At 60.2% G+C, this 1,054-nt stretch carries 1 protein-coding gene; it reads left to right on the forward strand.

The genetic code is table 11. The annotated features are described in order from the left end of the window. Positions 1–62 precede the first annotated feature (62 nt). The coding region (locus G6N73_RS35820) for an IS481 family transposase (protein ID WP_165034566.1) at positions 63–1,054 on the forward strand (992 nt) is incomplete at its 3' end.

Raw genomic sequence — 1,054 nt, forward strand, 5'->3', positions numbered from 1 at the left:
GCTAGATGTTTGATCCCAGGTTTTGATGGGGCATCCTTATCCTCCGAATCAAAGGATGCACTATGGGCCAGGTTCTTCATGGGAGCGCCACGACGACAGAGGCGATCCGTCGAGCGATACAGCATAGTCAAGAGAGCCTGAGGGCGGTGGCCAAACGCTACGGGATCAACCAGAAGACCGTCGCCAAATGGAGGGAGCGGGCCTCGGTGGCCGATCTGCCGACCGGTCCGAGAGAGCCGAGATCGACGGTGCTCTCGCCCGAGGAGGAGGCCGTCATCGTCGCCTTCCGACGCTACACTCTGTTGCCGCTCGATGACTGCCTCTATGCCTTGCAACCCACGATCCCACATCTGACGCGCTCGTCACTGCATCGTTGTCTGCAGCGTCATGGCATCAGCCGCCTGCCGGATGTCGAAGGCGACAAGCCGGCGAAGAAGAAGTTCAAGAGCTATCCGATCGGCTACTTCCACATCGACGTCGCCGAGGTGCGCACCGAGCAGGGCAAGCTGCACATGTTCGTCGCCATCGATCGCACCTCGAAGTTCGCCTTCGTCGAACTGCATGAGAAGGCCACCACTGCCGTCTCCAGAGACTTCCTGCTGCGTCTGATCGCGGCCGTCCCCTACAGGATCCACACTGTGCTCACCGACAACGGCATCCAGTTCACCACGCCCGGCGCCGGCGGTTCGGCCGTGCCATTGATCAAGGAGGCCATCGCAAACGGCGAACGCTTCTGGGCCCATGCCTTCGAATACGCTTGCGCCACGAACGACATTGAGCACCGGACGACCAAGGCAAGGCACCCGTGGACCAATGGCCAGGTCGAGAGGATGAACCGGACCATCAAGGATGCGACCGTCAGGCGCTTCTACTATGAGAGCCATGATCAGCTGCGCCAGCACCTTGCCGACTTCATCTCGGCCTACAACTTCGGCCGCAGGCTCAAGACCCTCAAAGGCCTCACGCCCTATGAGTTCATCTGCAAGGCTTGGGCTGCACAGCCCGAACGCTTCAAGCTTAATCCGCTCCAGCAAATGCCGGGACTAAACATCTA

The sequence above is a fragment of the Allomesorhizobium camelthorni genome, assembly GCF_011045125.1.
Taxonomy (GTDB): domain Bacteria; phylum Pseudomonadota; class Alphaproteobacteria; order Rhizobiales; family Rhizobiaceae; genus Allomesorhizobium; species Allomesorhizobium camelthorni.